We start from the raw sequence: 24,615 nt of genomic DNA on the forward strand, positions 1-24,615 counted from the left end.
ATTTTTTGATCCGAGAAATTATGGATGGGCGGGATACAAAATATTTGCACCACTTATATAGCTGGAAGTATTTCCATTCCATATGCCATCCCAATCCCCTTTTGAGGGTGATGTGGCTGTTCCATCCCCATTGGTGTCACCTCCGTAATCATCATCTTCAATAGACGTCAGGATGGCTGTACCATCTATATTTAAGGGTCTGGATGTTTGTGTTTTTAATCCGGCGCTTAAAGAGAATTTTACTACTACATTCGGCCCGATATTGAACGTATGATTATTAGCTCCCTGATAATAGCCGTCTATCACATAAGGAACTTCCGTTTCACTGTATGTAGTAGTGTAGTTTGCTTTTAAACTGGTATATGTCCAAATGGCGTTTCTTGTATTTTTTTCAGACGGATTGAGCGGGTTGCTGAATGAGTTAGATGTGTCGAAATTATAGTTCACATCTAAATAAATAGGTCTGTCATTATCATAAAATACATTATTGGTGAAAACAGATACGGTATTGTCAATCATATAAAAACCACCATAAAATGCAAACGACTCGGAGTTAGACGTAACAGATTTTGTATGTGCAAATACGCAATGGTCAAAAGTGAACGAAGAACCGGCTACGGTAATTCGCACGGCATTATTATATGGATTGTCACTCTGGCCTGCGTAAAGAAAATCACAGTAAGTAAAACTGTGGCTGCTGCCTCCGTTTAAATACACACATACCCAGTCTCCCGCTGCAGGTGCTGTGGCAGTACCATCACCGTTCGTGTCTCCGCAATGAGCATCATCTTTAATAGAAGTAAACACTATCCTATCCGAAGAAGTACCTTCTGCAATCACCCGTCCGGAATTTACATTTAATCGGGCACCCGGTTTGAACTTCACAACGACACCCGGCTGAATAGTCAGCGTGGAGGTTAAAGTTACCCAGCCATCCAATACATATACATTTCCAGCTGTCCAGGTGGTAGCGGTGGTAATATTAGCACCTGATGGAACATTGACCACCGAACAGGCTGCGGAAGCCGTTGTTTCAAAGGTAATATCCTCACCATACGCAACACCATTCGCATTTTTAGCATACGCCCTGACATGATAGGTGGTATTTGGGTCGAAGCCTTCGTAATTATCTGTAAAAGCGCCCAATCCACTCCCCATCTCAAAATGCACATCATTTGCATCATCTATCGTTGGGTTGGATTCGTCACTAAGACAAATGCCTCTTTCTGTAACGGGGTTACCTCCATCATTTGTTACGTTCCCTCCCAGAGTGGCGGTAGTCTCCGTAACGTTTGTTGGTGTAGCAGTCGTCACCGTAAGCTCTTCTGTCTTCTTACAGGCTGTTGTAATGCTGCCGATTAACAACAGTACAAAACTCATCTTTCTGATCATTGCATTCATTGTTTTCATTTTTAGTTTGAAAATATTATTACTAATATACTAATTTACATTTAAAGACTTGCATATCTTTTAATGCGCATTGTCTAAGAGTCGCTAATTTACAAAAAATCTCATTCCTGTTTTACTATCCCGTTTTGTCAAAACAATACTGCAATTATATTGCCAAGTGTATAATTTTATACTGTTTTGAATGTTCTAAAGACAAAGGACTGAAACATAGTTTATCCGAACAATAGAAGCTAAGGAAGAAATTTTACTAACTCCAGCGCTCATCCGTTACACATCGGTTTGGGTATTTCCCTAAATGCGTTTTGTCTTTATAGTAATCCATGATTTCCTGCATATCATGATTGATATTACCGGTTGGATAGATAATCTTGTCAACTATAGCTTCCTTTACATCAAAATCCAGATAACCCAATGCAATGGGCACTTCTGCCTTCACAGCTATATAATAAAATCCGGTTTTCCACTGTTTACGTTTGCCTCTAGATCCTTCCGGCGTAACCACCATGCAGATTTTCTTTTCTTTCTTTATGGAGTTCGCCATCGCATCTACCAAACTGATTTTTCGTTTCGTATTTCCATCTTTCGGCGATCTGTCAATTGGAATACACCCCAGATAGCGCAAAACCCAATTTAATGGCCAGAAAAAGGCTTCTTTTTTAACGGCAATCTTCGCCGGAATCTTTGCAATGACAAATACAGCCTTGCCAATAACCATATCCCAGGCAGATGTATGCGGAGCAACAATCAATACGCATTTATCCAGCTTCTTTAATGGATCTACCTGATAGTTCCAGCCTAGTCCGATTAAAATTATTCTTGAAATGATTTTGAGCATGCTTTACCTTTAATTTATAACCGCTGTGAAGATAGATGATTCTATCCTGTCCTCAATCACCGGACAATACTACCTGTATCTCATTAGATGTAGCGCTGGTCCAGGCTGAATTTTTCAGGATGGCAGGGCGTAATGTCTTTGTAAAACTCCATCATGGTACGCATATCCGTCTCCAAATCGGTTGGATAGATGATTTTACCAATGCCTGCTATCTTATTCTTATAATCCAGATACCCCAGTAAAATAGGTACATTCGCCATCTTGGCGGTATACCAGAATCCTGTCTTCCATTCTGTGCGTTTGCTTCGGGTGCCTTCAGGCGTAACCATTACATGCAGTTCCGGATTATCTTTAAACAGATTAGCCATCGCCTCTACCATACTGGGCCTGGGATCACCCGGTTTCTTAGGTGTCCGGTCTATGGCGATGGCACCCAGATTGAGCATGATGCGTTTAAATGGAAACCGCACCCATTCTTTCTTAACGGTAAACCGCAACGGCAAGCCCATCAGGTCAAATGCCGCTTTTGCAATCGGCAAATCCATATTGGCGGTATGTGGAGCCGCTATCGTTATGGACTGTTTGATGCCTACTATCGCTTCGGTTTTTAACTTCCATCCCAATAACTTAAAAATCAATCTGAAAATCCAACGTATCATCTTGCAGGTTTATACACAAATATCTTCCATTTTATTCAGATTATAAAATTTAACACTTGAAATATTAAAATCAGAAACAGAAACTTGGAAAATAGAAATTTATTTCTGTAACTTTAAATTAGTTGCTATAACAACTGTTTCATAAAAAACAATATGACTGATTTTATCAAACCTTTTGAAGAGAAAGCGCCGGAAATTGTATTCGAATGGAATGATTCCAAAACAGCCGCCCAGGGCTGGCTGGTCATCAATTCACTGCGCGGTGGTGCTGCGGGAGGCGGTACACGTATGCGCAAAGGGCTTACGAGGCACGAGGTGATCTCTTTGGCAAAAACCATGGAAATCAAATTCTCCGTTTCCGGTCCTGCTATCGGCGGTGCAAAATCAGGCATCAATTTCGACCCGAATGACCCGCGTAAGAAAGAAGTTCTTGAGCGGTGGTTTAAGGCCGTGTCGCCTATTCTCAAAAATTACTACGGCACCGGAGGCGATATGAATATCGACGAAATAGATGAAGTGATTCCGATTACAGAAGAGTTTGGTATCTGGCATCCGCAGGAAGGAATTGTAAATGGTCATTATCATCCGAAAGAAAAGGACAAGATCAATAAGATTGGACAATTACGCGTGGGGGTTTCAAAAGTTCTCGAGGATGAAGATTATACTCCTTCAAAAAAAGAAGGATTTGTGGTGGCCGATATGATAACCGGTTATGGCATTGCAGAATCTGTAAGACACTTCTATGCCATCTGGAGAAATGCATCAATAGCCGGAAAGAAAGTAACGATACAGGGATTTGGAAATGTAGGTGCTGCTGCCGCATATTTTCTGGCACAACAGGGCGCTAAAGTGGTCGGAATCATTGATACCACAGGGGCTTATATAAATGAAACCGGTTTTACCTTTGAAGAAATCACACTGCTATTTCTCCACAGAAAGAACCGTAAGCTGTTTCACGAAGACCTGATTCCTTTTGAGCATGCGCAAAAAGATTTCTGGAAAATCAAATCCAATATCTTTATTCCGGCTGCCGGCTCGCGCTTAATCGGAAATCATGAATTGAACGAAATGATTAAAGCAGGTGTTGAGGTTATCTCGTCCGGTGCGAATGTGCCGTTCAACGACCCGGAGACTTTTTACGGTAAAATTTTAAATAAAGCAGACGAAACGCTGACCGTGATTCCTGATTTCATAGCCAATTGCGGTATGGCAAGGGTATTCGCCTATCTGATGGGGAAAAACAGTAAGATTTCCGATGAAGCCATCTTTCATGACGTATCAAAGGTGATTGATAATGCGTTGAAAAAGGTACACCAGAATGACCCTCGTGCTGTTTACATTACCAGAAATGCGTTGCAAATCGCAATAGAAGAATTAAGTTAATGTAACAATGTATCAATTAAACAATGTAATAATGAAAAACAGAGAACAGGAGGAAACATTGGTAAATTGTTAAATTTTTTCATTACTAAATTTTAATCATGCCCATCTATCACAAACTCGGAAATATCCCGCCCAAACGGCACACCGTCTTTAAATCGGAAACCGGGCAACACTATTATGAACAACTTTTTGGAACGGAAGGGTTTCACTCGCATTCGTCCCTGCTGTATCATATTCATCGCCCTACACAGGTAAAAGAGATCTTAGATTCAAGGGATGTCACACCCAAAATTACGATAGAAAAAAATATCAAATCACTATTGCTGGAAGGATTCAGGTTAACACCGGAAGATGATTTCTTAGACAGCAGAAAGGCATTATTAGTCAATAGAGATTGTACAATAGGCTTAGCTTCCCCGCGCAAATCGCTCACCTCATATTTTTATAAGAATGCCGATGCAGACGAGCTAATTTTCATCCACAAAGGCAGCGGAACCTTGCGCACCCTCATGGGAAAAATTCCGTTTGAATACGGCGATTATCTCGTGATTCCGCGCGGCATGATTTATCAGATAGATTTCACTTCTGAAGACAACCGCCTGCTGCTGCTAGAGTCCTACGCTCCCATTCATACGCCCAAACGCTATAAAAGTTCTTCCGGGCAGTTGCTGGAACACTCGCCGTTCTGCGAGCGCGACTTTATGTTGCCGCAGGATTTGGAAACGCACGATGCCAAAGGTGATTTCATCATCAAAATAAAAAAAGAAAATGTATTGCACGAATTCCTGTATGCAACACATCCGTTTGATGTGGCAGGCTGGGATGGGTATAATTTCCCTTATGGATTCAGCATTCACAACTTCGAGCCAATAACGGGCCGCGTACATCAGCCTCCTCCGGTACACCAGACCTTTGAGACGAGTGCGCTGGTGGTTTGTTCTTTTGTACCGCGTTTGTACGACTATCATCCGCAGGCGATTCCTGCACCGTACAACCACAGCAACATTGACAGCGACGAAGTATTGTACTATGTGGATGGCGATTTCATGAGCAGAAACAATATTGAACAAGGCCATATCACGCTGCATCCAAAAGGCATACCGCACGGGCCTGCACCCGGCGCCATGGAGCGCAGTATCGGGCAAAAAGAAACGCAGGAACTGGCGGTGATGATTGATACGTTCCGTCCATTGATGGTGACGGAAGAAGCCATGAAAATCGATAATGGTAAATATTATAAAAGCTGGGTGGAATAATGCCGCTCTGTCATTCCCGCTTGCGCGGGAATCTCATAATCATCGAATGAGATTCCCTTTTTCAAGGGAATGAATTGGAGATCTAAGCATTAAAGCCTTGTGCTCTTTCTGGTTATAAAAAATTAAAGTATATGTCAACAGAAATAAAAAACGTAGAATACGGACTCGAAAAAATCTTCGAAGGGGCACAAGATTTTCTGCCATTACTCGGGACAGATTATGTCGAGTTATATGTAGGCAACGCTAAACAGGCCGCCCATTACTACAAGACTGCTTTCGGTTTTCAGTCGCTCGCGTATGCTGGTTTGGAAACGGGTATCCGTGACAAAGCATCCTATGTGTTGAAACAGGATAAGATACAACTGGTGCTCACCACACCATTAACATCGGACTCGCCCATCAACATACATTTAGCCAAACACGGCGACGGCGTAAAAGTGATTGCATTGTGGGTGGAAGACGCAACTCAGGCATTTAAAGAGACTACAAAGCGTGGTGCAAAACCGTTCATGCAGCCAAGCGTAGAAAAGGACGAACACGGGGAAGTCATCCGTTCCGGTATCTATACCTACGGTGAGACCGTCCATATTTTTGTGGAACGCAAAAATTACAACGGCACTTTCTTACCCGGCTATCAGCCCTGGAAATCGGATTACAATCCAACATCCGTTGGTTTAAAATTTATCGACCACATGGTGGGTAATGTGGGCTGGGGCGAAATGAACCAATGGGTGAAATGGTATGAAGACGTCTTGGGATTCGTCAACTTTCTATCGTTCGACGACAAGCAAATCCATACAGAATATTCCGCACTGATGAGCAAGGTGATGAGCAATGGCAATGGCCGTATCAAATTCCCCATTAACGAACCGGCGGAAGGCAAGAAAAGGTCACAGATCGAAGAATACCTGGATTTCTATGAAGGTCCGGGTGTTCAGCACATCGCTGTTGCCACGGATGACATCATTTCGACGGTCACCCAGTTGCGCGAACGCGGTGTGGAATTCCTGAGCGCTCCGCCGCATGCATATTATGAAGCAGTACCGGCTCGTTTAAGCGAACATGTTTCCATGATGAAAGAAGATATCAATGTACTGGAACAACTGGCGATTTTAGTAGACGCAGATGAAGAGGGGTATCTGCTGCAGATCTTTACCAAACCGGTGGAAGACAGGCCGACCTTATTCTTTGAAATCATACAGCGCATGGGTGCGAAGGGTTTTGGTGCAGGTAATTTCAAGGCATTGTTTGAATCCATTGAAAGAGAACAGGAAAAGCGTGGAACTCTTTAAATATACAATAAATAAATGAATCCATTAAATAATTATTCCTTGGAAAGATTTGTTTCATACATTATCTCATTGCCTTATTGCTCAATCATTACATTATAAAAATGAATTTAAACTACGGCTTCATACTGGAATCCACGGCAAAGAAAATAAAACTTGCGCTGCAAAGAAAGTTCATCGAACATGAAATGGATATCACCGTTGACCAGTGGGTGGTTCTGCTGGAATTGCATAAACATGGAACCCAGAATCAGGTAACATTGTGTGAACGCTGCTGTAAAGATGCCCCCACCATCACACGTATCATCGAATTACTGGTAAAGAAAGAGTTGGTGGCACGGGAAAGCTGTAAGGAAGACAGAAGAAAATTCAACATTTCCCTCAGCAAGAAAGGAAAGGCACTGGTACAGAGAATCTTACCGGTTATTATCGAATTCCGCAAAAAGGGTTGGGATTGTTTAACAGAGAAGGATGTCCAGCATTTAGAAAGAATTACTAAAAAAATACAGGATAATTTAACCGTACAAATCTCTGAAAACTGAAATGAACGCTATGACATTACTGGAATCTATACAAACTCATCCACATTTTACCTTCCACAACCTACCGTATGGTATTTATTCGACTTCGGTAAAATCAAAAAGAACGGGTGTTGCGATAGGCGATTACATCCTGGATGTATCCGCCTTGTTCGAATTGAACTTTTTTCAGAATAGTTTGGCTGAAGATATTTTCCAAAAACAACAACTCAATGATTTTATAGCATTAGGAAGAACAACCCACCTGGCTGTACGCAAAAGAATACAGGATGTATTCATGAACAATACTGCATTCGTCGAAGAGCACCAGGCCAAGATACTGGACAAACAAAGCGATGCCACCATGTATGTTCCTGTAAAAGTGGGAGATTACACCGATTTCTATTCTTCGGAAGAGCACGCCTCCAATGTGGGTAAAATGTTCCGCCCAACCATGGAACCGCTGCTGCCCAACTGGAAACACATGCCGATTGCCTATCATGGAAGGAGTTCCTCCATCATCACGACAAATACGCCGGTCAAAAGGCCATACGGACAGGTATTGAGAGGAGAGGAAGTGATTTATTCACCCTGTCAGACGCTGGATATTGAGATTGAACTTGGATTTATTATTGGGAAAGAGAATCCGCTCGGGACACCAATAAATAGTAATGAAGCGGATGATTACATCTTTGGTGCCGTGCTGCTGAACGATTTCTCCGCGCGCGATATCCAACGCTGGGAATATCAGCCGCTCGGCCCGTTCCTTGGTAAAAACTTTGCCACGTCCATATCACCCTGGGTGGTTACTTTTGAAGCGCTGAAAGAATTTATGACGGATGCGCCGGAACAGACACAACGGGTATTGCCTTACCTGCAACAATCTTCCCGAAAGAATTTCGATATCGAAATTCACTTTGAAATCGAAACCCAAAAAAACAAGGCCACTGTCGCCGTCACAAACTCAAAATATTTATACTGGACAGCTGAGCAGCAAATCGCACACCATACGGTAAACGGCTGCAACCTGCGCATCGGCGATTTATTGGGGACTGGAACCATTTCCGGAACAGACAGGAACAGCTTTGGAAGTTTATTGGAATTAACGTGGAACGGCAAGGAAAAAATAAAGATTGGGGATGAAGAGAGAACTTTCCTGCAAGATGGCGATACGACAATACTAAGTGGCATTTGCAGAAAAGGTGATATACAAATCGGTTTTGGTGAAGTGAGAAATAAAATATTACCTTAAGTCATTTCGAGCAAGTCGAGAAATCTTACAATAAAAACAAGACAGGATTTCTCCTGTTGTCTAAATGACAGTACAAAAAAATAAAAATCAATGTACGATCTAAAACAAGAATACGACCAATACACCGAAGAAGATTTCTTAGTATGGAAATTGCTGTACCAGCGCCAACGGGTATTGCTGCAAAACATGGCGTCGAAAGAGTTTATTCGCGGGATGGAGGAAATGCATTTCAGCGACGATAAGATTCCGGATTTCAACCATGTTAATAAGGTACTGGCTGAAACGACAGGTTGGCAGATTGAAGTGGTACCCGGTTTGATTCCCGATAAGGATTTCTTTGAATTACTGGCAAATAAAAAATTCCCGTCCTCCACCTGGCTGCGCAAACTTGAAAACCTGGACTATCTCGAAGAACCGGATATGTTCCATGATTGCTTTGCTCACATGCCTTTGCTGACCGAGCAGTTTTTTGTAGACTACCTGCAGGAATTATCCAAGATTGCGTTAAGGTATATTGATGATGCGCTGGCGATCGAACTGATTGGCCGCATCTATTGGTTTACGGTAGAGTTTGGATTGATAAAGGAAGCCGCAGGCATGCGAATATACGGCGCCGGAATCTTATCTTCGAGCGGTGAAAGCATATTTTGCCTCGGTGATAAGGCCAACCGTAAGCCGTTCCATGTGAAAGAAATCATGGAAAAACATTATTACAAAGACCATTTCCAGGACAGGTATTATGTCATAAATACCTACAAAGACCTGTTTGATGCCGTTCCTGAGATAGACAGATTGATGGAGATGGCGCTGATAAAGATTCCGCATGAAAAGATATTTATGCAACACCGTTGGACCTGAATCTGTAAATAGAATGATATTTCTCACTACGTTCGAAATGACATGAAAAAACAAACACTCAAACGTATAAAATCGAGCATACGCAAAAAACAAATCAAAGATGGATTTTTTGACGGCAGATTTGCGCCGAAAGTGCAACCTGATAAAAAGAAGGTGCAGAATAAAAAATTGTGCAGATTGAAAATAACTTTTTGAAAAATAAATAATTGAAATACATGGCCAATAGACTATGTGTCTATGTGTTTAAAAAAAAATTAAATGAAAACAATTATACCAAAAGAAACCGGCTTAAAGGAAATATCTAATTTTTTCACATCTGCCATTATACCGCGTCCCATTGCATTTGTCAGTACCGTCGATGAAAACGGCACCCCGAATTTAAGCCCGTTTTCCTTTTTCAATGTATTCAGCTCGGACCCTCCGGTTCTTGTCTTTTCACCGGCAAAAAGCGCGCTGACCGGTAAACAAAAAGATACCTACTACAATATTAAAGCTGTACCGGAATGCGTCATCCATATTGCGAATTATGCGATGGCAGAACAGTTGTCTGTAACAAGCGGCGCTTATCCTGCAGGGGTGAATGAATTTATCAAAGGTGGTTTCGCGGAAGAGCAATCCACGTTGGTCAAACCTCCGCGCATCAAGGAGGCGCCGATTGCCTTTGAATGTAAAGTGAACCAGGTGGTAGAGCTGGGAGACAAAGGCGGTTCGGGCAATCTGATGATTTGTGAAATCCTGATGATACATGTGGATGAAAATATCCTGGATGAAAAAGGCAATGTCATTGCCGAAAAGCTAGACCCGATTGCACGTCTGGGGTACAACAATTATGTGCGTTTTACCAAAGAAGCTATTTTCGAAACACCCAAGCCATTGAAGTCATACGGCGTGGGCGTGGATGCCATTCCGCAATGGATAAAAGATGAGCGGGTTTTAGATGGCAATGAACTGGGCAAACTCGCCAGCATTGCAGAGATCCCCAACAAAGAAGATATCAAACAGGATGCAGAATTAGCAGAACTAATCACCGAATACAAAGACCAAAGCATTAATGAACTTAAACGTTTATTGAGCGAAAATAAGATTAAGGAAGCCTGGTGGGTGTTATTAAATTTAGAATAGATTATTGATTTACTACCTTAACCTGCCATGCACCGAAGCCCACGCACCAGATATTGATAAACGCATTTATGATACCATCAGCCACACCTACGGTGTACATGCCATTTAGGATATTAAAGCTGAAATCACAAAGCCCTAAGAAAATCATGGCACCGGCTGCCATCAACGTGTAGTTTTTCCACTGGTCGTTTGTTCTGTTAAAATATGCCCGCAAAAGCAATATGCACAGGAAAGCATCCGGCAATGGGAAACTGTGCTCAAACTTGGTGTAATAAGCTGGATAGGCTGGATTCTCAAACCCCACTAAAAAGAAAATCGTCCAGAATAGAATCAGTCCGATAGCCGTAAGCAGTTGTAATACCTGTGTAGACTTCTTCATATTATTTCTTCTGTGCCTTATTTATACTGCTGTTCATGATCCAGTCAATCAGCCACGGAAAAAAACGTTTGATGATACGGGTCATCTTGCCGTCAAATCCCGGAATGATCAGGAATGATTTTTTCTGCATCTCCTTAAGAACGGTTGTAGCAACAAACTCCGGTTTCAGCAGGGTCGCCTTACCGCCGATAGCTTTTGTTTCTTCCGGTTTGTTTTTATTCTCCGCCTCAAAACCCGGCGTATCCGTATCCGGCGGACAAAGCACCTGCACTTTTATATTGTATCGTTTCAGTTCGCTGCGCAGGGCTTCGGAAAAACCGATAATGCCGAATTTTGTCATGTAATAGTCCGCATACCCGAACACACCGAGAAATCCGGCGATGGAAGAGGTATTGACGATTTGCCCGCCCCTTTCCTTCATATACGGAACCATCGTGTACACGGAGTTCCAGGTAGAATACAGATTTGTCTTAATGGTTTTATCAAAGATATCAAACGTGATATTTTCAAAATAATCCGGCTGTGCGATTCCAACACAGTTCACCAATATATCCGGCACTTTATGTTCCTGTATGGCTTTTTCAAAGACAGTTTTAGTATCATCCGGATCGGATGTGTCCACTGAATAAAAACAAACTGTTTGAGCAGCATCTACCGCCACTTGTTTAATTTCATGGACAGCTTGCTCTAATTTAGAAACCGTTCTTGCAAAGACTACGACATGGCTCCCTTCTTTGGCGAATGCTTTTGCAATTGCCAGTCCGATACCGGTGGAACCGCCGGTGACAAAAGCCGTTTTATCCTGATAAAATCCCATGTATTATCTATTTCTGTTTTAGTGCGGCGAAATTCTGCTGTTTCAGCCAGACCATGGTTCTCCGAAAACCTTCCCTGTAGGATATTTTAGGGTCCCATCCTAATTCCTTTTCTGCCTTGGCAATGGAAAATTTCAATCTCGACCCCAGGTTTTTTACGGTATAGGTGGTCAGCAACGGCCTGTCTTTCTTGTTGAATAATTTGCCAAAGAATTCCATCAGGATAGCCACCAGATAAGCCAGTCCGTATGGAATATGCATCGTCACTTCTTTCCCTCCGATCTCTCTGGCAATACTATTGGTAAATTCTTCCAGCGTGGTGCTTTCGCCGTCATGGACCAGGTATCCATTGCCAATCGCACGCTCATCCTCGGATATCAGCATCAGCAAATCCACCAGATTCTCCACATAGGTAGGCCAGACAATTGCGTTCTTGCGCATGAACACCATCTCTTTCTTCAGGATGGCATCTGCCAGATGCGGTACAAACGTCTTATCACCGGGACCGAATATCCAGCAGGGATATACCATCGTGACCGGCAGTCCTTTTTCCGTATAATAATTCCAGGCAACTTCTTCCGCCGCCAGTTTGGTATCGGGATAAGGTTCATTCCAGGGTTTGAGTGGAAAGGTTTCATCCATCACTTCTGATTCATCCAATCCGAACACATCATTGGTGCTGATTTTCACCAGACGATAAACCTTAGCCTCCACACAGGCCTTGCATACGTTCTCCGTACCCGCAATCATCACCTGTTCAAAGACTTCCCGTTTACCCCAATCCGAAACAAATGCCGCACAGTGGAAAACAACATCTATGTCATCTGATATGGCTCTTCGCACATCTTCATAATTACGAATATCCCCAAAAACCACTTCCACTTTTTTGTTTTCGAGCTGCGGCAAAGCAGGATCATTCGGCAGTACGAGTGCGCGGACAACATTCCCAGCAGCCAGGTTCGCGTTTACCAGATGCGTTCCGACAAAACCGGTTGCGCCTGTAATGAGTACTTTCTTGGACATACACTAAAATTAGTTTAATTTTAGTTTTTAAAGAAGAAAACACTCATTTTTGATATTCATATTCTCCGTTACATGCAGTCAATAGAATCCATTGCCCAAAAAATCAATTTAAATCCCGCACAGCTCATTCCCTATGGAAGATACATGGCCAAGATAGAGCAAGATGGTTTCAGCGACGAAAAGATTAAAGCCTCTAAACTTATCCTGGTTACTTCCATTACACCGACTAAAGCAGGGAATGGAAAAACCACCACTTCTATCGGATTGGCAGACGGCCTGAACCGTATCGGAAAGAAAGCGGTGCTGGCATTGCGTGAACCTTCACTGGGGCCTTGCTTCGGTATGAAGGGCGGCGCCACAGGTGCCGGAAAATCACAGTTGATACCGGCAAACAATATCAATCTTCATTTTACAGGCGATTTTCATGCGTTGAGTATCGCCAATAATATGCTGGCGGCTTTGGTCGATAATTACAATTTCAAGGTGCAGGGAACGCCACATGAACTGAAAGAACTGTATTGGAAAAGAGCGATGGATGTAAACGACCGTTCCCTTCGCTATATCATTACCGGACTGCATGGCGGGAAGAACGGACTTCCCGCGGAAACGGGATTTGATATCACTCCGGCATCCGAACTGATGGCAGTCCTTTGCCTGTCGGAGAATTTTGAAGAATTAAGACAAAAGATAGACTCGATTTTAGTTGGCTATACGGCTGACAATATCCCACTTCATCTAAAAGATTTAAAATTCGGAGGCGCCATTACCGCATTATTGAAAGATGCGATAGCGCCCAATTTAGTGCAGACACTGGAAGGCAATCCGGTGATTATTCACGGCGGCCCGTTTGCAAATATCGCTCACGGCTGCAATTCCCTTATCGCCACCAAGACAGCGATGCAATACGGCGAGTATGTCCTGACGGAAGCCGGATTCGGCAGCGACCTTGGCGCTGAGAAGTTTTTCAATATCAAATGCCGTAAAGCGGGCATCGTACCGGCTTTGAGTGTACTGGTCGTTACCACTCAGTCGCTGAAATTACACGGCGAGGTGGCCTATGACAAAATAAAGGAACCGAATGCGGAAGGAATACTGAAGGGCATGCGGAATACAGAACGTCACATACAGATTCTGCAATCTTTCGGACAGAAGGTATTGGTGGTGCTGAATCAATTTGATTTTGATACGGAGGAAGAATTGGAATTAATCAAAGATGCCTGCAGAGACAGGCAGGTGGATTTTGCCGTTAACAATGCATTTCAGCTAGGTGGTGCTGGAGCAGAGGATGCTGCTGAAAAGATTATTGCATTAACCGATACCGTAACAGGTACGATTGCATTTACATACAATTTAGAGGATACCGTAGAAGAGAAAATCAACAAGATTGTCCGAAGGATATACAACGGGAACAACGTTCATTTTGAGAAGAAAGCAAGGAATCAGTTAAAAAGGATCCAGCGGCTTGGATTTGACCGTTTACCTGTCTGCATCGCCAAGACACAATACTCCTTTTCCGATGATGCCGAGAACAATAACGCTTATGACAATTTTGATATTACGGTAGACGAATTGATTGTCAATGCCGGTGCCGGCTTTATTGTGGCCGTTTGCGGCGAAATGATGCGGATGCCGGGTCTGCCGGATGAACCGAATGCCCTGCATATTGATGTGATGAATGGTGAAATCATCGGATTGGTATAAACTAAAAAAGGGGAAGCCATCGCAAATGCGATGGCTTCCCTAAGTATTATATTTCCAGCATTATTTTCCTTTGCGTTTACGCTCATTTTCATCCAGGTAAATCTTACGCAGTCGAATGGATTTCGGTGTGACCTCCACATATTCATCGCCCTGAATATATTCCAATGCTTCCTCTAAGGAGAATTTGGTGACCGGAATTAATTTGGCTTTATCGTCTGTTCCGGATGCACGTACATTCGTCAACTGTTTTTTGATGGTGACGTTTACCACCAAATCATCCTGACGGGAGTTTTCGCCAATAACCATACCGGTATAAATCTCATCTCCTGCTTCCACAAAGAAACGGCCTCTGTCCTGTAATTTATCCAGAGAGTAGGCTATCGCTTCACCTGTCTCTTTCGAAATCATAGAGCCATTGATACGACCCTGTATTTCTCCCTTATGCCTGTCATATTTTATAAAGCGGTGTGCCATCACAGCCTGTCCGGAGGTGGCCGTAATCATCTCCGTTCTCAAACCTATCAAACCGCGGGAAGGGATTTCGAAATCCATGATAGAACGATTGCCTTTTAAGACCATATTCTTCATATCCCCTTTACGCTTGGTAATCATTTCAATCGCAGTACCTGCTTTCTCTTCCGGCAGATCGATGGTTAATTCTTCAATAGGTTCACATTTATGTCCGTCAATTTCTTTAAAGATTACCTGAGGCTGGCCTACCTGCAGTTCGTAGCCTTCCCGACGCATGGTTTCTATCAGTACGGACAAGTGCAATACCCCACGGCCAAATACCAGGAATGAATCGGCTGTCTCCCCCTGCTGTACACGAAGCGCCAGGTTTTTTTCCAGTTCTTTGGTTAAGCGGTCTTTAATGTGGCGGGATGTTACAAACTTTCCTTCCTTTCCGAAAAAAGGAGAATCATTGATGGTAAACAACATGCTCATCGTTGGCTCGTCGATAGAAATAGCTGCCATTGCTTCCGGATTCTCCGCATCGGCGATGGTATCCCCGATTTCAAATCCGTCTATACCTACTATTGCGCAGATTTCACCAGCCGGCACTTCATCCACCTTTATTTTAGCCATGCCCTCAAACAGCATCAGGTCCTTGATGCGTGACTTTACGATTTTGCCGTCTCTCTTGATTAAAGCGACCGGCATATTGGATTTCAGCGTACCACGGAAAACACGGCCAACGGCAATACGGCCAACAAACGAGGAATAATCCAGGGATGTGATTTGCATCTGTGCGGTCCCTTCCGCAATCTTTGGTGCAGGAATATGCTCGATGATGCAATCCAGCAAATCAACCACATTTGTCTTAGGTTGTTTATGGTCTGTACTCATCCAGCCATTCTTGGCAGAGCCGTAAATGGTCGGAAAGTCCAATTGTTCTTCGGTTGCATCCAGCTGAAACATCAGGTCAAATACCTTTTCATGCACTTCATCCGGTGTGCAGTTTTCCTTGTCGACTTTATTAATAACGACGATTGGTTTTAAACCCAACTGTAATGCTTTCTGCAACACGAAACGCGTTTGGGGCATAGGCCCTTCAAAAGCATCTACCAGCAATAAAACGCCGTCTGACATTTTCAATACACGTTCTACCTCCCCGCCAAAATCCGCGTGGCCCGGTGTATCAATAATGTTGATTTTATAGTCTTTATATTTTACTGCGGCATTTTTCGCTGTGATGGTAATGCCACGCTCGCGCTCTAACTCATTATTATCCATGATTAAAACGCCCGTGTTCTCATGTTCGGAGAATGTTTTACATTCCCACAGGATTTTATCTACCAAAGTAGTCTTACCGTGGTCAACGTGCGCAATAATGGCAATATTTCTGATTTTTTGCATAAAAAAATAATTCTTTGAATTTCGAGGTGCAAAGGTACATGATTATAAACGCTTTTGCTAATATTACACCTATTGACAATAATTTTTTGACTTTTAATTTCAGAGTTTTAACTTTATAGTAATGTGTGATACCTTTGTTCATATACCGTCCCAAAAGTCAGGCTCTGTCATTTTTGGGAAAAACAGTGACAGAGAACCCAATGAAGCACAACAAATTGTGCATTATCCGAGAAAAATCAGGGTCAAAGTTAGCAGGAAGGCCACATTTATTGAGCTCGAGGTTCCGGTTGAATCCTATGAAGTAATCTTAAGCAAACCCTTTCAAATATGGGGTGCGGAAATGGGATGCAACGAGTTTGGAGTGACCATAGGAAATGAAGCCGTTTTTACCAAAATGCCCTTTGATAAGAAGCAGGTTGGTTTAACGGGAATGGACTTGCTGCGCCTGAGTCTGGAAATATCCAAAACAGCCAAAGATGGCGTGGATAATATCATTCATTTTCTGGAAAAATACGGGCAGGATGCGTGCGGCGGTTATATGGACAAGAATTTCTATTATCACAACAGTTTCATCATTGCAGATAAAAATGAAGGATATGTGCTGGAAACAGCCGGCAGACATTGGATATATGAAAAGGTAACCGGCTATCGGGCCATTTCCAACGGATTAAGCATAGCAGAGAAATATGATGGCATCAGTAAGGATGCGATAGCATTTGCTCAAAAGAAAGGATGGACAAAAAAGCAGGAGAACTTCAACTTCAAAAAGGCTTACAGCCAGTGGCTGATGCCTAAACTTGCAGGTTGTGAATACCGAAGAAACAATAGCGAGGATAAAGGAAAATCGTTTTCAGGTTTTACCGTGGAAAATGCTATCCGTATTCTACGTTCACATGGTGAAAAAGAACAAACATTCACACCGGAACAAGGCAATACAAGAAGTATCTGTATGCATGCATCGGGTCTATTCACGCCACATCAGACAGTAGGGTCCATGGTAGCAGAATTGCGCAAAGACAAACCAGCGACGGTGTGGCTCACAGGCACTTCAGCACCTTGTCTGAGTTTGTTCAAACCCTTTTATTTCGGGAATGATATTTTGGAGGAAGAAAATTTTATTCCTCCTTCTGTAAAAGCTGATAATTCCTATTGGTGGCAATGGGAGAAACTGCATCGTGCTGTTTTAAAGAATTATGCGAAATCGATTTCATTCCTGCAATTCAAACAACAGGAACTCGAAAAATCATGGATAAAACAAGACAAAATCCTTATCCAGGAAAACTGGAATCTGATCAATGCCAGGCTAGTTTCCCTTAAGGCTATAAAAGAAAGCATAGACGTCCGGGATTATATGTTGTCAAAATCAATTGAAGGCAACAAAACTAAAACCGGATTTTTGTATTCTCGATTCTGGAATCGCCTTGACAGGCAGGCAGGAATAACTATATAAACTTCAGTATATTATGTATTCGCTGGCATAAACCAAAATCAAATCGTAATTTTAAACATACAATGGGAGAATTAAGAAATATATTATTTACAGCAAGCTATTTTCTGTATAATATCATGAGTGCACAGGCCGTCTTTCAGGAAGATTTCAACGCCAGCTATTTCCCAGCGAACTGGACGGTTTCGCCCAGAATAGAGAAAGCATTGGCATTGGGAAAAGGCAACAGCGGATATATACGCTTCCATCCAAAATATCAGCAGCAATCTATTGAAACACCATTAATCACTGTTCCAGCCGGTAATTATGCTCTTCTGTTTGACTGGAACAAAGCCGGTAATTCAAATGAAGACTCTGTTCTAGTTGAAGTTTCTGAAACCAACGGAAGCAGCTGGCAGGCAGTCTATACAATATTCAACGGCAACAACAGAACATGGCAACCCGACTCTGTGGCATTAAATAACATTGGCGGAAACATAAAATTACGATGGAAATATTTCTCCGTCGGCATCTTTCCGTCACAATATTTTAATCTGGATAATGTAGTATTGAAAAGTAATACCCCTACTTTCATAAAACAAAACATCAGTGATATAAGCTTTACCCTGTTCCCAAATCCGAATAATGGAATTTTCCAAATCAGGCTGAATAACCCGGCGCTAAAAAACGGAACATTACAAATAACAGACGTTAAAGGTTCTGTGGTATACAAACAACCACTCCCTGCTGTCATCCAATCATTGATTCAGCTGGATAAATCTGGATTTAGCAAAGGCATCTACACCATTCGGCTTCAAACAGCGGCTGAAGTCATCTCTAAAAACGTCATCATACAATGAAATTAAGATCACTATTCTTATTGGTTATTGTTATCTTTATACACGATAGCAGCCCCGCCAAGGCTGTCGGCACCTTTTACTCCTTTACCCTGCAGTATGATGCATCTCTGCTTCCTTCGGCAAACTATGAAATGGAAAACTTTATTGTTCACTGGGATAACAACAACGGCAGTTTATACATAATACATAAAAATAATCCCGGAAAGAAACTGTGGCAGAATTTAGCAGGCAAAGGATTTTGCGGAGCTGCACAAGGGAATGCCGTTATTGAAGAGAAAGCAGGCTCCTTCACGATTCGCGACACAAAAACAAATGTTACCCAAACACAGACCATCCGCTCCATCAACTACCGGAGCAACAACATAGAGATTACAGGAGAATTTCTTTCCAGTCAGAATACGACCTACCGTTTACTGATAGCTGAAAAATCAGACAAACAGCTGCATATCCAGCTTCAAACAGATGATGCATCCTACAACAGGCTTTATCTAACACACGCATGTGAGAATAATGAACAGTTTTTTGGTTTTGGTGAACAGCCTTCGAACTTGAACCACAAAGGCAAACGCGTTCCAATTCTGGTTCAGGAACAAGGTATAGGAAGGGGGGATGCTATCTCCGATAACCCAATCATCAACTTCATTGTCAATTTGCCGCTGGGCGTTTCTGCAGGTGATGAATACACCTCTTACAAGGTTGTACCGCAATATATTTCATCGTTATCACATTCCCTTTATCTGGAAAATTATGAATACAGTGAATTTGATTTTACCCGAAACGACCAGGTACAGATAGAATTGTATTCCGACAAGATGGATGCAAATATCATTTATGCAGAGAACCCGTATCAGGCAATAGAAGAATACACCAGCTATTGCGGACGTATGCAACCGCTTCCTTCATGGATCAGCAGCGGGGCGGTAATTGGTATGCAGGGCGGTACTGCAAAACTGTATGACGTCTGGAATACATTGAAAAATGCCGGAACTCCTATTGCCGCATTTTGGGTGCAGGACTGGATAGGACAGCGCACCACGCTGGTGGGTAAACAGTTATGGTGGAACTGGGAACTGGATAACGACAGATATCCCGGCTGGAACACCTTACACGATACACTTAATACGGAAAATATAGGGCTGCTGGGTTATATCAATCCGTTTCTGGTGGATGTCACCCGCGAAAAACCAAATTATCGGCGAGACTTGTACAAAGAAGCAACCCAAAATAATTTTTTGGTCTTAAATGACAGAGGACAGCCTTATCAGGTGCAGAATACCTCCTTTACTTCCGGTGTTTTAGACTTGAGCGACACCGGTTGTGTACACTGGATAAAAGATATCATCAAAGATGAAATGCTCGCACGTGGCCTGAAAGGTTGGATGGCGGATTTTGCAGAAGCTCTCCCCTTTGAGGCAGAACTGCATAGCGGAGAAAGCACTTACACGTTTCACAACAGGTACCCTGAGGTATGGGAACGAATAAACAAAGAAGCAATACAAGAAAGTAACCTGAAGGACACGGTGGTGTTTTTTTCCAGGGCAGGCTATACCAAAAGCCCGATGTATGCTACCTTGTTCTGGCAGGGTGACCAGCTAGTCAGCTGGGGTAAAAATGACGGACTTAAGTCAGCAGTTACCGGCTTGCTCAGCGGTGGCTTATCCGGCTTTACACTTAACCACAGTGATATAGGGGGTTATACATCCGTAACCATACCGATATTAAATATTCCCGTACTGGGACGAAGCAAAGAGCTGCTGAGAAGATGGATGGAAATGGCAGCCTTTACGCCTGTTTACAGAACACATGAAGGTCTTGGCCCTGATAAAAATTACCAGGTGTATCAGGATGAAGAAACAGCGGCACATTTTGCGCGCAATGCAAAAATCTATCAGGCATGGTATTTTTACAGAAAACAACTGATGCAGGAAGCCGCGGATAAGGGTTATCCGATTTGCCGTCCATTGTTTTTAGAATACCCGAACGATATCAATACCTTTAATATATCCAGTCAGTTTATGGTCGGAAGCGAACTGCTGGTAGCACCCGTTCTTGACCAGAACAAGACAACTGTCAGTGTCTATTTACCAAACGGAAATTGGGTAAATCTTTGGACAGACCAGATAATAAACAGCTCCGGACAATATTTTACCATTTCAAATGTTGCAGACAGGGCAGCGGTATTTTACAAGCAGGGATCCTCTACAGGATTGCAGTTCAAACAGAATCTACTCAATGAAGGCATCAACTAGATAAGAACTATGGAAACTATTCAGACAGATGTAGTCATCATCGGTGCGGGCTACGCAGGTATTGCAGCTGCACGGAAATTACAGGAAGCCGGAAAATCCTTTATAGTCATCGAAGCACGTGACAGAATAGGCGGAAGAACATTCACACAACAACTGGACTGCGGCGCCACCGTGGATTTAGGTGCACAATGGATAGGCCCTACACAACACCATATCTGGAAATGGGTACATGAAACGAATACGGAAACGTATGATTGTTACGATTCCGGAAAAAATATCCTGGCCTGGAAAAATAAGGTGTCGACCTATAAAGGCACCATTCCAAAAATCGACCCGATTTCATTAATTGACCTTGGAATCGCTCTGGATAAAATCAACAAGCTTTGCAAACAGGTTCCGTTAGAGGCACCCTGGACACATCCGAGAGCGCTGGAATACGACTCCATGACGCTGCATACCTGGATGGAAAAGAACATGTATACGAAGAAAGCAAAGCATCTTTTCAATATCGGCGTTGAAACGGTTTTTGCAGCGGGTGCGCATGAGATTTCTTTCCTGCATGCCTTATTTTACTGCCACAGCGGCGACAATATGGAAGCGCTGATATCCATTTCCAACGGGGCGCAACAAACTCTGTTAAAAGGCGGCACGCAAGGTTTGTTGCAAAAAATAGCGACACCTCTCCAGGATAAAATCTACTTAAATAATCCTGTCTTAAAGATTAATCAGGATGAAAATGGAATAACTGTTGGATCAGAAAATCTAATCGTTCACGCAAAAAAATGCATTTCCACCATTCCTCCCACTTTATTGAGTAGTATACGATTCAGTCCGATTTTGCCGCAACGAAAAGCACAGATGATACAGCGTGTGCCCATGGGTGCAGCCATGAAATGTTTCTGTATTTACAAAACACCGTTTTGGCGGAAAATGGGATTCTCCGGGCAAATTGTAAGCGATACCTTACCGGTAAGGGTGACCTTTGACTGCACCAACAAGGATAATGACTTTGGCGTGTTACTGGTTTTTGTGGAAGGCCACAATGCCCGTGATTTCATTGAACAGCCGGAAGCCGTCCGAAGAGAAAGCGTATTGAATCAGCTGGTCGGTTATTTTGGAGAAGACGCGAGAAACATCCTCGAATACAAAGATAAATGCTGGACCGAAGAAGAATACAGCCGGGGATGCTACGCCGGCAATATGCCGACCGGCGTGCTGACGCAATTCGGGAAAACACTGCGCGAACCATTTATGCACCTGTATTTTGCAGGCACCGAAACCGCCATGAAATGGAACGGCTATATGGACGGTGCGATGGAGAGTGGATTAAGGGCGGCCGGGGAAGTAGTAAATCTTAATTGAGTCGTGTGATAAAAATGTACAGAACATTCAGAATGAGTATACAACTTGTATTATGCGGCCTGGGTATATTTTTCATAGGATGTTCAAAGAATACTGAAACTCATACCATAAACTGCCATCCGGCCATTACCCAGACAGATACAGCTGTCCTGCTCGTGCTCGGCCAGTCGAACGCCGCTAATTTTGGATTGACACCTTATAGTGCTGTTTGTGAAAATGTTCTGAATTTCTACGCAGGTAGTTTTTATCCCTGTGCAGATCCGCTGAAAGGAGCCGCCGGCACCAACGGCAGCGTATGGAGCAGGCTGGGCGATAGGCTCGTTGACAATGGGTTTGCCAAAACAGTCATTATTGCACCCTGTGCAATCGGGGGTACAACGCTGCAGCAATGGAAACCGGGTGGCATCAACAATCATTATTTAACTGAAACCATCCGGCATCTTCAGTCAAGAGGGTTAACCATTACGCATATTCTCTGGCATCAGGGAGAAGCCAACAATGCCGGCTCCCTGTCATATCCGTTCGCGCAGCAGAATGCACAGCAATATCAGCATGATTTCAGGGAGCTCATCGCACAAATCCGCTCCATAGGTGTAGGTGCCCCTGTTTTTCCTGCCATTGCCACCCAATGCAAACAGTCAGCGGACACCTTGCTGCAACAGGCGCAACGAGGTTTGGCTTCGGATAGTCTGGCTATTTTCAACGGGCCCGATACAGATGCATTAGGCGATGAATATCGTTTTGACGGCTGCCATTTTAATGAAGAAGGTTTGTATAAACACGCCCGGCTTTGGGCGGATATCATCCTAAGGCATTGATCCCAAATACTAAAAAAGCCTGCAGGTTTAAATCAGTTTATAAATGCCCATTGTAACTCCCATCCGATCCTCCGCAGTCACCCTGCTGTCAGAACAACCGATGTATATAAAATCCGGATTCTGTCCTTTGGATAAGTTACTAAAATAATCCGGATCCAGGGCCAGCTTGTTGGCCACCCACTCCTTATTGTGTTCAACTATTTTAGTGATCCTATCCATATGAAAACAATTAGATGGCCTTTAGGTATGTAAAATATAAAAATCCATTGATTGTTGAACAGGCTCTGTAAAATTAAAGATAAAACAGGATAACATTTTATAGTTTCTTCCAGTATCTTTAGTAGGCTATTTAGTGATATGAAAATGGGAAAAAAGGTACGGATATGGATATTCTTATTGGTTGTCATTAATATTTTTTTGCATTTCTATTTTTCAGGTATGGGATATCAGGATTCCATGTAACGGTTCTTGTCTATTTAACCTTGTTGTATATACTTGCGGCGACCATAAAAAGCAATGTAATCAGGATAAATCTTATTGTTTTTTTGTCATTGCTGCTGGTGTCTGAAGTGTATCTGCGGATATCCGGGAAGGGGTTCCCTAATTACATTGAAAATAATTCCACTTCCCTGTTTTGTATGTATCAGTCAAGGTCTTTCGGCGCCTCCGGCCGCCTGACAAACGGCCTCTATATAAACCGGCCCAATTCGGAAAGAACAGAAAAGAAAGTTGAATTTCAATACCGCCACAAATATAATGAGATGGGGCTCCGCGATACTGCTTTGTCCTTTTACAGGAACAAGAAGAATATTCTCCTATTGGGTGATTCTTACACGGAAGGTGTAGGTGCGCCGGTTGACTCCACAGGGCCACGGTCCGTTGAATATCACCTGAAAGAAACGGGTAAAAACTACACTGTCATCAACGCAGGTGTCAGCGGAAGCGATATCGTCTATGCTTTTGAATTATTAGACACTCTTTTCAAACAGACGCAACCCAAAATAGTATTGTACAACCTTCATTATTCCGATATCGATGATATCATGTTCAAAGGCGGAGATGAACGATTTACGAACGGAACACGCAAGGCATTCTGGTGGGAATACCTCTATTCCTTTTCCTGCATTTACAGAATTATCTCTAACAGACTACTGCACCTGAACCCCGATACCTCCACTAAAGATGACTTTAATTTCGCTTTGGAGGTGATAAAGCAGAAAGTGGTTGATTTTAATGAATACTGCAGCAAGAACAAGGCAATTTTTGTCTTAATCATTACTCCAGGACCCAATGAACTCTATAATACCTATCATTTCGCCAATGCCTTCAACCTGGAGACCACCATAAAGGAATTGGATACACCGGTAAACTATATAAACACACAACAAATCCTGACGGATGAAATCAACCGCTCCAATGATGTCGATAGATATTTCCACCGCCTGGATTTCCACCTGACCGCCTACGGCTATTGGCTGTGGGGAAAGATTGTCGCATCAGGGTTGAAAAATGTTCCGGATTAGTCCCTTTGTATTTCCCATTT

22 protein-coding genes are annotated in these 24,615 nt (G+C 42.9%); 14 read left to right on the forward strand and 8 right to left on the reverse strand.

Features of this window, described 5'->3' with window-relative positions; translation table 11 throughout:
• Positions 1–18: 18 nt before the first annotated feature.
• The 3 genes from IPM95_14855 to IPM95_14865 all read right to left on the reverse strand — a co-directional run bounded on the left by IPM95_14855 (position 19) and on the right by IPM95_14865 (position 2,904).
• Entirely contained in the window at positions 19–1,401 is a 1,383-nt protein-coding gene (locus IPM95_14855; GenBank protein ID MBK9330535.1) for a hypothetical protein, read from the reverse strand.
• Positions 1,402–1,657: 256 nt separating this feature from the next.
• On the reverse strand, positions 1,658–2,245 hold the full coding sequence (locus IPM95_14860) for a 1-acyl-sn-glycerol-3-phosphate acyltransferase (protein ID MBK9330536.1): 588 nt from the start codon (positions 2,243–2,245) through the stop codon (positions 1,658–1,660).
• An 83-nt stretch (positions 2,246–2,328) separates the two neighbouring features.
• Positions 2,329–2,904 carry a 1-acyl-sn-glycerol-3-phosphate acyltransferase gene (locus IPM95_14865; protein MBK9330537.1) on the reverse strand — a complete coding sequence of 192 codons (576 nt, stop codon included), beginning with the start codon at positions 2,902–2,904 and terminating at the stop codon, positions 2,329–2,331.
• Between the two features lie 153 nt (positions 2,905–3,057).
• On the opposite strand from IPM95_14865, the gene IPM95_14870 reads away from it, so the two are divergent.
• From IPM95_14870 to IPM95_14900, 7 genes are all read left to right on the forward strand, one after another.
• Positions 3,058–4,287: an amino acid dehydrogenase gene (locus IPM95_14870; protein MBK9330538.1), complete on the forward strand. Its 1,230-nt coding sequence runs from the start codon at positions 3,058–3,060 to the stop codon at positions 4,285–4,287.
• A 98-nt stretch (positions 4,288–4,385) separates the two neighbouring features.
• Positions 4,386–5,543, forward strand: a complete 1,158-nt coding sequence (locus IPM95_14875; GenBank protein ID MBK9330539.1) for a homogentisate 1,2-dioxygenase — start codon at positions 4,386–4,388, stop codon at positions 5,541–5,543.
• Positions 5,544–5,674: 131 nt separating this feature from the next.
• A complete protein-coding gene (gene hppD / locus IPM95_14880) occupies positions 5,675–6,835 on the forward strand; it encodes a 4-hydroxyphenylpyruvate dioxygenase (GenBank protein ID MBK9330540.1) in 1,161 nt (386 codons plus the stop codon).
• 101 nt (positions 6,836–6,936) lie between these two features.
• Entirely contained in the window at positions 6,937–7,374 is a 438-nt protein-coding gene (locus tag IPM95_14885) for a MarR family transcriptional regulator (GenBank protein MBK9330541.1), read from the forward strand.
• A 10-nt stretch (positions 7,375–7,384) separates the two neighbouring features.
• Positions 7,385–8,602, forward strand: coding sequence for a fumarylacetoacetase (fahA, locus tag IPM95_14890; GenBank protein MBK9330542.1), 1,218 nt, complete (start codon positions 7,385–7,387; stop codon positions 8,600–8,602).
• A 90-nt stretch (positions 8,603–8,692) separates the two neighbouring features.
• Positions 8,693–9,460, forward strand: coding sequence for a phenylalanine 4-monooxygenase (phhA, locus tag IPM95_14895; protein ID MBK9330543.1), 768 nt, complete (start codon positions 8,693–8,695; stop codon positions 9,458–9,460).
• A 258-nt stretch (positions 9,461–9,718) separates the two neighbouring features.
• On the forward strand, positions 9,719–10,582 hold the full coding sequence (locus tag IPM95_14900) for a flavin reductase family protein (GenBank protein MBK9330544.1): 864 nt from the start codon (positions 9,719–9,721) through the stop codon (positions 10,580–10,582).
• A gap of 1 nt (position 10,583) precedes the next feature.
• Here the strand turns inward: IPM95_14900 and IPM95_14905 are convergent, their stop codons facing one another.
• From IPM95_14905 to IPM95_14915, 3 genes are read right to left on the reverse strand one after another with little or no spacing between them, the layout of a single operon-like run.
• On the reverse strand, positions 10,584–10,961 hold the full coding sequence (locus IPM95_14905; GenBank protein ID MBK9330545.1) for a hypothetical protein: 378 nt from the start codon (positions 10,959–10,961) through the stop codon (positions 10,584–10,586).
• A 1-nt stretch (position 10,962) separates the two neighbouring features.
• Positions 10,963–11,778 carry an SDR family oxidoreductase gene (locus tag IPM95_14910; GenBank protein MBK9330546.1) on the reverse strand — a complete coding sequence of 272 codons (816 nt, stop codon included), beginning with the start codon at positions 11,776–11,778 and terminating at the stop codon, positions 10,963–10,965.
• 7 nt (positions 11,779–11,785) lie between these two features.
• On the reverse strand, positions 11,786–12,799 hold the full coding sequence (locus tag IPM95_14915; GenBank protein ID MBK9330547.1) for an NAD-dependent epimerase/dehydratase family protein: 1,014 nt from the start codon (positions 12,797–12,799) through the stop codon (positions 11,786–11,788).
• A 72-nt stretch (positions 12,800–12,871) separates the two neighbouring features.
• Between IPM95_14915 and IPM95_14920 the strand changes: the two genes are divergently transcribed.
• Positions 12,872–14,500 (forward strand): formate--tetrahydrofolate ligase, encoded by a 1,629-nt coding sequence (locus IPM95_14920; protein ID MBK9330548.1) that lies wholly within the window; start codon positions 12,872–12,874, stop codon positions 14,498–14,500.
• Between the two features lie 60 nt (positions 14,501–14,560).
• On the opposite strand, the gene typA is transcribed toward IPM95_14920, so the two are convergent.
• Positions 14,561–16,357: a translational GTPase TypA gene (gene typA / locus IPM95_14925; GenBank protein MBK9330549.1), complete on the reverse strand. Its 1,797-nt coding sequence runs from the start codon at positions 16,355–16,357 to the stop codon at positions 14,561–14,563.
• A 121-nt stretch (positions 16,358–16,478) separates the two neighbouring features.
• Between typA and IPM95_14930 the strand changes: the two genes are divergently transcribed.
• The 5 genes from IPM95_14930 to IPM95_14950 all read left to right on the forward strand — a co-directional run bounded on the left by IPM95_14930 (position 16,479) and on the right by IPM95_14950 (position 23,072).
• On the forward strand, positions 16,479–17,807 hold the full coding sequence (locus IPM95_14930) for a C69 family dipeptidase (protein ID MBK9330550.1): 1,329 nt from the start codon (positions 16,479–16,481) through the stop codon (positions 17,805–17,807).
• A 62-nt stretch (positions 17,808–17,869) separates the two neighbouring features.
• Entirely contained in the window at positions 17,870–18,643 is a 774-nt protein-coding gene (locus IPM95_14935) for a T9SS type A sorting domain-containing protein (protein MBK9330551.1), read from the forward strand.
• Entirely contained in the window at positions 18,640–20,892 is a 2,253-nt protein-coding gene (locus IPM95_14940; protein MBK9330552.1) for an alpha-glucosidase, read from the forward strand. The genes IPM95_14935 and IPM95_14940 overlap by 4 nt, the downstream gene beginning before the upstream one ends.
• A gap of 9 nt (positions 20,893–20,901) precedes the next feature.
• A complete protein-coding gene (locus IPM95_14945; GenBank protein ID MBK9330553.1) occupies positions 20,902–22,254 on the forward strand; it encodes an FAD-dependent oxidoreductase in 1,353 nt (450 codons plus the stop codon).
• Positions 22,255–22,286: 32 nt separating this feature from the next.
• On the forward strand, positions 22,287–23,072 hold the full coding sequence (locus IPM95_14950; protein MBK9330554.1) for a hypothetical protein: 786 nt from the start codon (positions 22,287–22,289) through the stop codon (positions 23,070–23,072).
• A 27-nt stretch (positions 23,073–23,099) separates the two neighbouring features.
• Here IPM95_14950 and IPM95_14955 read toward each other — a convergent pair whose 3' ends face one another.
• Positions 23,100–23,291 (reverse strand): hypothetical protein, encoded by a 192-nt coding sequence (locus IPM95_14955; GenBank protein ID MBK9330555.1) that lies wholly within the window; start codon positions 23,289–23,291, stop codon positions 23,100–23,102.
• 263 nt (positions 23,292–23,554) lie between these two features.
• Between IPM95_14955 and IPM95_14960 the strand changes: the two genes are divergently transcribed.
• Complete coding sequence (locus IPM95_14960; GenBank protein ID MBK9330556.1) at positions 23,555–24,595, forward strand: hypothetical protein; 1,041 nt, start codon at positions 23,555–23,557, stop codon at positions 24,593–24,595.
• Positions 24,596–24,615: the final 20 nt, after the last annotated feature.

The sequence above is a fragment of the Sphingobacteriales bacterium genome (assembly GCA_016719635.1).
Taxonomy (GTDB): domain Bacteria; phylum Bacteroidota; class Bacteroidia; order Chitinophagales; family JADIYW01; genus JADJSS01.